General features: G+C 71.1%; 7 protein-coding genes. 2 read left to right on the forward strand and 5 right to left on the reverse strand.

Features of this window, described 5'->3' with window-relative positions:
• From pdxA to QAA18_RS12170, 5 genes are all read right to left on the reverse strand, one after another.
• Positions 1-958 (reverse strand): 4-hydroxythreonine-4-phosphate dehydrogenase PdxA (gene pdxA, locus QAA18_RS12150; RefSeq protein WP_279413278.1); only part of this gene is annotated, 958 nt, incomplete at its 3' end.
• 1 nt (position 959) lies between these two features.
• Positions 960-2,279 carry a peptidylprolyl isomerase gene (locus QAA18_RS12155; RefSeq protein ID WP_279413280.1) on the reverse strand — a complete coding sequence of 440 codons (1,320 nt, stop codon included), beginning with the start codon at positions 2,277-2,279 and terminating at the stop codon, positions 960-962.
• Positions 2,276-4,648, reverse strand: a complete 2,373-nt coding sequence (gene lptD, locus QAA18_RS12160) for an LPS assembly protein LptD (protein WP_279413282.1) — start codon at positions 4,646-4,648, stop codon at positions 2,276-2,278. Before lptD ends, QAA18_RS12155 begins: the two co-directional genes overlap by 4 nt.
• Positions 4,648-5,214, reverse strand: a complete 567-nt coding sequence (locus QAA18_RS12165) for a cob(I)yrinic acid a,c-diamide adenosyltransferase (RefSeq protein ID WP_279413284.1) — start codon at positions 5,212-5,214, stop codon at positions 4,648-4,650. Before QAA18_RS12165 ends, lptD begins: the two co-directional genes overlap by 1 nt.
• Positions 5,215-5,227: 13 nt before the next feature.
• A complete protein-coding gene (locus QAA18_RS12170; RefSeq protein WP_279413286.1) occupies positions 5,228-5,806 on the reverse strand; it encodes a DUF6580 family putative transport protein in 579 nt (192 codons plus the stop codon).
• A 47-nt stretch (positions 5,807-5,853) separates the two neighbouring features.
• On the opposite strand from QAA18_RS12170, the gene ubiH reads away from it, so the two are divergent.
• Entirely contained in the window at positions 5,854-7,095 is a 1,242-nt protein-coding gene (gene ubiH, locus QAA18_RS12175) for a 2-octaprenyl-6-methoxyphenyl hydroxylase (protein ID WP_279413288.1), read from the forward strand.
• On the forward strand, positions 7,092-7,681 hold a 590-nt coding region (locus tag QAA18_RS12180; protein ID WP_279413289.1), incomplete at its 3' end, for an FAD-dependent oxidoreductase. The genes ubiH and QAA18_RS12180, both read left to right, overlap by 4 nt.

Consider the following 7,681-nt stretch of genomic DNA (forward strand, 5'->3'; position numbering starts at 1 on the left):
CCCGTGCGAGCATCGCGCAGGTGCGGATCGCCGCCAGCAGGCTGGACGGGTCGGCGCGACCGCTGCCGGCCAGGTCCAGCGCGGTGCCGTGGTCGACCGCCACGCGCGGATAGGGCAGGCCCAGGGTGAGGTTCACGGCCTGCTCGAAACCGCTGTACTTGAGCACCGGCAAGCCCTGGTCGTGGTACATCGCCAGCACCGCGTCGCATTGCGCCAGCTTCGCCGGCAGGAAAGCGGTATCGGCCGGCAGCGGTCCGTGCAGGTCCATGCCTCCGGCCCGCAGTGCCGACAGCACCGGGGCGATGACGTCCAGTTCCTCGCGCCCGAGGTTGCCGTCCTCGCCCGCATGCGGGTTGAGGCCCAGCACTGCGATCCGCGGCGCGTCGATGCCGAAGTCATGGCGCAGCGAAGCGTGCAGGATGCGCAGGGTGCCGGCCAGGCCGTCGGCAGTGATCGCGTCGGGGACCTCGCGCAACGGCAGGTGGGTGGTGGCCAGCGCCACCCGCACGACGTCGTTGGCCAGCATCATCACCACGTCGCATCCGGCCTGGGCGGCCAGCAGGCCGGTCGTGCCGGTGTAGGCGATGCCGCCGGCATTGATCGCGGCCTTGTGCACCGGGCCGGTCGCCATGCCCTGGAAATCGCCGCGCAGGCAGGCCGCACCGGCCTGTTCGAGCGCGGCGATGGTGCTGGCGGCATTGCCGGGCTCGGGCGCGCCGAAACGGGTGGCGACCGCGGCCGGGATCTCGACCAGGGGCAGCACGCCGGGGCGGCTGTCGGCGCCAGGCGGCGCGAAGGCCAGGGGCAGTTGCAGGGCGGCGGCCGCGGCCAGCAGGCTGCGGCCGTCGCCGAACGCGGTCAGGTTGGCGCCGTGCTCGTGCTGGATCGCGCGTACGCACAACTCCGGTCCGACGCCGGCCGGCTCGCCCGGAACCAGCGCCAGCCTCGGGCGCGGCATCTCAGCTGCCGCTGGCCGCCGGCAGGCGGATGTCGACGTAGGCTTCGCCGCGCAGTTCGCGCAGGTAGCGGTCCCATTCCTGCTCCAGCTTGCGCTGGCCGATGGTGGCGCGTGCGCGCTGGCGCGCGTTCTCGTCCGTGGCGGCGACCTCGCGCGAGCCTTCGCGCTTGACGATGTGCCAGCCTGCCGCGGTCCTGAACGGCGCGGAGACCTCGCCATCCTTCAGGGCCGCGACCTGGGCGCCGAAGTCCGCGCCATAGCCGTCCTGTGCGAACCATCCCAGCGAGCCGCCGCGGTCGGCGCTGGCCTCGTCCTGCGAATTCTGCTGGGCGAGTTCGGCGAAATCGGCACCGCCGGCGATGCGCGCACGCAGGGTCTCGACCTTGGCCCTGGCCGCAGCCTCGCCGTCCTCCCCGGGCCGGATCAGGATGTGGCGCGCCTGGAACTGGGTCACCGCGACGGGCGTGTTGCTGGCCCCGGTCCGGCTCTCGACCAGCTTGACCAGCTGGAAGCCCGTGGGCGCGCGCATCGGCCCGAAGATCTCGCCCGGCTGCATGCCGGCGATGATCCGCGCGAACGCGGGCGGGATCTCGTCGATGCTGCGCCAGCCCAGGTCGCCGCCTTCCAGCGCGGTGGGGCGGGCGGAGTAGCGCACCGCCGCGGCCTGGAATTCGATTGCGCCCGCCTCGAGCTGCGCCGTGAGTTGCTCGGCGCGCGCCTGCGCGGATGCGATCTGGTCGGGGGTCGAGCCTTCCGCGACGCCGATCAGGATGTGCGCCAGGTGGTACTGGTTGCCGCTGGCCTCGTTCGCCATGGCCGCATCGACTTCGCCTTCGGTGACGCTGATCTGGCTCTGGGCGAAGCTCTGCCGCAGCCGCTGCAGGGTGATCTCGTCGCGCACCGAGGCGCGCAGGTCGGCGGCGGTCATGCCGTCGGCGGAGATCTGGGTCACGAGCTGGGCCGGCGTCATGTTGTTCTGCGCGGCGATGTCGACGATGGCTCCGTCCAGTTCGGCGTCGCTCACGCGGATGCCCATGCTGGCCGCGCGGCCGACCTGGAGCTTGGTCAGGATCAGGCGTTCCAGCACCTGGCGTTCGAAGATGTCGCGCGGCGGCAGCTGGTCGCGGCGTCCTTCGAACTGGCTTTCGATGTTGGCCAGGGCGATGTCCAGCTCGGAGCGGAGGATCACGTCGTCGTCGACCACGGCGACGATGGTGTCCAGCGGCTGCATCGGCTGCTGGGCTTGGGCCGGGGCGGCCGGCAGCATCCAGCAGAGGCTGGCGACGGCGACGGCGAAGAGGCTGGCGGTCAGTCGGTTCATGGCATGGGGTCGGGGAGGGTGGCGTCGGCATCGCCGCTGGCGGGCGACGGCGGCACGAGGTAGAGGTCCTCGCGGTAATAGCCGAGGATAGCACGGCGCAGGCGGCTCTCCGTGTCCGGACCGGCCGAGCCCAGGCCCTTCAGTTCCAGTTCGAACTGGACCGAATTGCCCAGGTCGCCGAGCCGGTTGTGGAGGTATCGGCGCAGCACCACGCGCGCCGCCATGCAGCAGCTGTCCCACTGCACGCCGGCCAGCCCTTCCAGCAGCTGGTTGTCGTGCGTCGAGTAGTAATAGCGCCCGACCAGGCTCCAGGCCCGGTTGATCGGATACAGGAAGTTGAAGTCCACCTGTTCGAGCAGGTCGCGCCGGTAGCGGTAGCTGAAGTTGGCGATGCCGTCATCGCCGATCAGGTAGCGGGTGCGGACGCTGGCCAGGTCCTTGCGCCGGAACTTGGGGTCCCACTGGTAGGAGCCGCCGATGCTCCAGCGGTCGTTGATCGACCAGCTAGCGTCGCCGACCCAGGCCGACTTGCCGCGTTCCACCGGCACTTCGCCGGGCACCGTGACCCGGGACTCGTCGAAATAGCGGATCTGGCCGATGCTCGCGGAGAACTTCTCGCGTCCGTCGGACTGGCGCAACAGGCGCGTGGAGATGGCCACCGTCAGCTGGTTGGCGTCGGTCTGCCGGTCGGCGCCGGTGTCGCGGTTGTCGCGGAACAGCTGGCCCCAGCTGAAGGTCATCGGCCGGGTATCGAACAGCGGCAGGTGATCCTGTTCGCGGTAGGGAACGTTGAGGTAGTACAGGCGCGGTTCCAGCGTCTGCAGGAAGCTGGTGCCGCCGATCGTGGTGCTGCGGTCGAAGAACACGCCGGCGTCGAACGAGACGATGGGCAGGCTGCGGCTCGGCGACGCATCGCCGGCGCCCGGGACCAGGGCGTCGTCGAGCTGGTAGCCGGTGTAGCGCCACGCCAGCTTCGGGGTCATGAACCAGCTGTTGCCCTGCAACGGCAGGCTCACCCAGGGCTTCAGGTCCAAGCGGCTGCCGCCCGGGCGCTCGGGGTGGTGGAAGCGCACGGCTTCGCCGTCGACGCCGGCCGACAGCCAGTTCCGCAGCGGGCGTTGCCAGTGCACGTATCCGCGCGGCAGGCGGTCGTGGGGCAGGATCTTTTCGTCCAGGGTGTAGTCGGCCAGCTGCTGGTGGTCGGCCATGATCCCGGCCTCCCAGTAGCGGCCATGGCCGTAGACACCGATGTTGCTGTACAGCGAGTACGGCGCCAGGCCTTCGACGTTGCTGCTGAAATCCTCGAGGTAGCGCGGGTCGCTGATCCAGTTCAGGTTGGCGCGTGCCTGCCAGCCGTCCGCCACGGACTGAGTGCCCTCGAAACCGAAGCGCGCGCGGTCTTCCTTGCGGCGGTTCTCCAGCGGATAGCCATGGGCGAGGAACTCGGCGTCTTCCTCGGCGCGCTCGCGCGACACCAGGTCGTCGGAAGGCAGGTAGGCGAAGTCGAGCGTGCCGCCGCCACCGCTGGTGAGGTAGCGGAACTCGCCGCCGAGCTGCAGGCCGCGCTTGCTCATGTAGCGCGGGGTGATCGTTGCGTCGTAGTGCGGCGCCAGGTTCAGGTAGATCGGCTGGCGCCAGTCGAAACCGTTGCGGCCGGACGAGCCGATGCCCGGATACAGCAGGCCGGTGCGGCGCCGGTTGTCGACCGGGAAGGGAAACCACGGCACGTACAGCACCGGCACCTTGCCTACCCGCAGGGTCGCGTTGCGGGCGATGCCCATGCCCGAGTCGGTATCGACGTCGATGCGCTGCGCGCGCAGTTCCCAGTTGCGGTCTTCCGGCGGGCAGGTGGAGTAGGTGGCGTCGTAGAGCGAGCCCCGCGCACCCTGCATGGCGATGTGGCTGGCGCCGCCGTTGCCGCGCCGCGATACCAGCTGGTAGCGCACGTTCTGCAGGTCGTGGCTGTCGCTTTCCTGGTTGCCTTCGGCGCGGTCGGCGACCACGCGCATGCCGGAGTCCTGGTAGCGCACGCTGCCGGTGGCCACGTAGGTGCCGGTTTCGCTGTCGAACACCAGCTTGTCGGTGCCCAGGAACTGGTCGCCGCGGCTGAGCGAAACGTTGCCCTCGAACTGCGGCGCCGCCTCCGTGCCGGTGAGCTGGTCGCCTTCGATGTTGGTGGGCAGGTCGACGCGCGCGCCGCCGGTGACCGCGGAGGTGCCGGTGTTGGCGAACGCGGGGATCGTGTCCTGCACCGGGCACAGCTTCCAGTCTTCCGGTCGCTCGTCGTCGGCGTGGGCCGGGGTCGGCGCGGCGGCCAATGCCAGGACGATGCAGGCCGGCAGTGGCGAGAGCCTGGGGATCCGTCGCATCACGGGAGCGGCCGCGCCTTGCGCCGTTCGTGTTTCCAGGTGACTTCGCCATGGCCGTCGGCCCGCGCGAGCACGCGCGCCAGCACGAACAGCAGGTCCGACAGCCGGTTGAGATAGCGGACCGGCTGCGGCCGCACATCCTCGAGCCTTGCCAGGGAAACCGTTTCACGTTCCGCGCGACGCACCACGGTGCGGGCGACGTGGCACCGGGCCGCAGCGTCGCCACCGCCGGGCAGGATGAACTCGCGCAGCGGCGGCAGGTCGGCGGTGTAATGGTCCAGCGCCGCCTCCAGCGCATCGATGTCGGCATCGTGGACCGCGGCGTGGCCGGGAATGCACAGCTCGCCGCCGAGGTCGAACAGCTGGTGCTGGATCGTGGTCAGCAGGTCGCGGATCGGCTCGGGCACCGATGCGGCCAGCAGCAGCCCGATCGCCGAGTTCGCCTCGTCGACGGTGCCATAGGCGGCGACGCGCGCCGAGTCCTTGGCCACCCGCGTCCCGTCGCCGAGGCCGGTACTGCCGTCGTCGCCGGTGCGGGTATAGATTTTGGAGAGACGGTTGCCCACGGCGGGGCCCCGCCTAGACGGTCTGCGCGTGCAGCGCCGGTACGCGCCGGCGCAGCAGGGCGAAGCCGCCGAACAGGAACGCGGCGTAGGCAAGCGTGCCCACGACGGTCCACTTGAAGAACGGGATGCCGGCGACATAGGCGGCGGCCAGCCCTGCCGCGTTCTGCGGATAGAACGCCGGCGAACCCAGCCAGGCGCCGAAGTTGGTGACCAGGAAGAACAGTACCGAGCCGGCCAGCCCGTAGCCGAGCACGCGCGGCGCGCTGGCCTTGCCGCGCAGGCCGAAGCCGAGCACCGTCGACAGCGCGATGCAGGCATAGACCGTCCAGAAGCTGATGCCGCCCAGGTACGTCGCGTAACCACCGCCGATCATTGCGCCCAGGACCAGGTCGGAGGCCAGCATCGCCACGATCGGCACCGCCAGCGCCCACGCCCGCGAAGCGAAGTACGCGCCGCCGAACAGGGCGATCGCCTCGACCGGCGAGAAATTCGGCGGATGCGGCAGCAGGCGCGACAGCGCGGCCACGAAGATCAGGGCGGCCAGCACCACGGGGCCGGGGGCGAAGACGGTATCGGAAGCGGGTCGGGTCATCATGTTCATGCAAGCGGCCGGGCCGGAACCGTTAGCATAGCGCAGCCATGAGTGAGCACGCCCACACATCGCCCGCCAGGACCGGCCACCACGACGTGGTCATCGTCGGGGGCGGGCTGGTCGGCGCCAGCCTGGCCATCGCGCTGGACCGCATCGGCGCCGACGTGGCGATGGTCGAGGCGACGCCGCCCGGCTCCCTGCCGGCGGTGTTCGACCAGCGCAACCTGAGCTTCGCCGAGGCGACGGTGAATGCGCTGCGCGCGCTGGGGGTGATCCAGCGCCTGGAGATGCCGGCCGCGCCGATCCGGCGCATCCACGTCAGCCGCAACGGCGACTTCGGCCGGGTCCGGCTCGACGCCGTCGACTACGGGCGCGAGGCCTTCGGCCAGGTCGTGGTGGCGCGCGACTTCGGACAGGCACTGGAAGCGCGCCTGGCGACGTTGACCCGCCTGACCCGCTACCGCCCGGCGCGGTTCGCGGGCCTGCACGATGGCGCAAGCGACTCGCGCACGATCCGCGTCGACGACGGCGGCGATGGCGGGATGGTGTTGTCCGCGCGCCTGCTGGTCGGTGCCGACGGCAGCCACAGCGGCGTGCGCGCGAGCCTGGGTATCGGGGCCGATGAACACGACTACGGGCAGGTGCTGTTCGTGGCCCGCGTGCGCACGTCGCAGGCACCGGAAGGCAACGCATGGGAGCGTTTCGGTGACGACGGTCCGACGGCGCTGTTGCCGCGTGGCGATCGCCATTACGGCGTGGTCCATGGCGTGCCGCGCGAAGAGGCCGATGCTGTCGCTGCCCTGGACGACGCCGGTTGGCTGGCGCGGCTGCAGGATGCCTTCGGCTGGCGCGCCGGGCGATTCCTCGAATCCGGGCCGCGCAGCCGATATCCGGCGGTGCGTACCTGCGCGCACGCGACAACGGCGGCGCGTGCGGTACTGGTCGGCAATGCGGCGCAAAGCCTGCACCCGGTCGGGGCCCAGGGCTTCAATCTCGGCCTGCGCGATGCGCTGACCCTGGCCGAGCTGATCGAGGGTGCGGACGATCCGGGCAGTGCCGGTCTGCTCGCTGAATACGCGCGGCGCCGGCAAGACGACCGCCAGCGTACGCTGGCCTTCTCCGACGGCCTTGCGCGCCTGACCGCCAATCCGCAGCGGCTGCTGCGCCCCGCGCGCAGCGCCGGCCTGCTTGCTGCGCAGCGCCTGCCGGCGCTGCAGGCCTGGCTCGTCGGCGGCGCAATGGGGTATCGCGGCCAGGTGCCGCGCCTGTGCCGGGCGGACGCCGCATGAACCGCCGCCAGGGCGTCGATGTCGCGGTCGTCGGCGGTGGCGTGGTCGGCACCGCGTGTGCGTTGGCGCTGGCGCGCCAGGGGCTGGACGTGGTGCTGGTCGAAGCCGCAACGCCGGCGCCATGGCGCCCGGACCATCCCGACCTGCGCGTGTTCGCCCTGGCCGCCGACAACGCGGGCCTGCTCGATGCGCTGGGTGTGTGGACCGAAGTGCGCAAGGCACGCTTGCATCCGTACCGGCGCATGAGGGTGTGGGATGCAGCGGGAGGAGGAGAACTCGCCTTCGACGCCGACGCATTCGGCCGGCGCGAACTGGGCTGGATCGTCGAGAACGGCTTGCTGGTCGATCGTGCGTGGGCCGCGCTCGACGCGGCCGGCGTGCGCGTGCATGCGCCGGCGCGCGTCGTCGCGCTGGACTCGTCCGACGGCGACGACGTCGCACGACTGCGGCTCGACGATGGCAGCCAGCTGCAGGCACGCATCGCCATTGCCGCCGACGGTGCCCAGTCCACGCTGCGCGAACTGGCCGGGCTGCACGTCGAGCGCCACGACTACGGGCAGCGTGGCGTGGTCGGCTACGTCGCGAC

The sequence above is a fragment of the Luteimonas sp. 8-5 genome (assembly GCF_029763755.1).
Classification (GTDB): domain Bacteria; phylum Pseudomonadota; class Gammaproteobacteria; order Xanthomonadales; family Xanthomonadaceae; genus Cognatiluteimonas.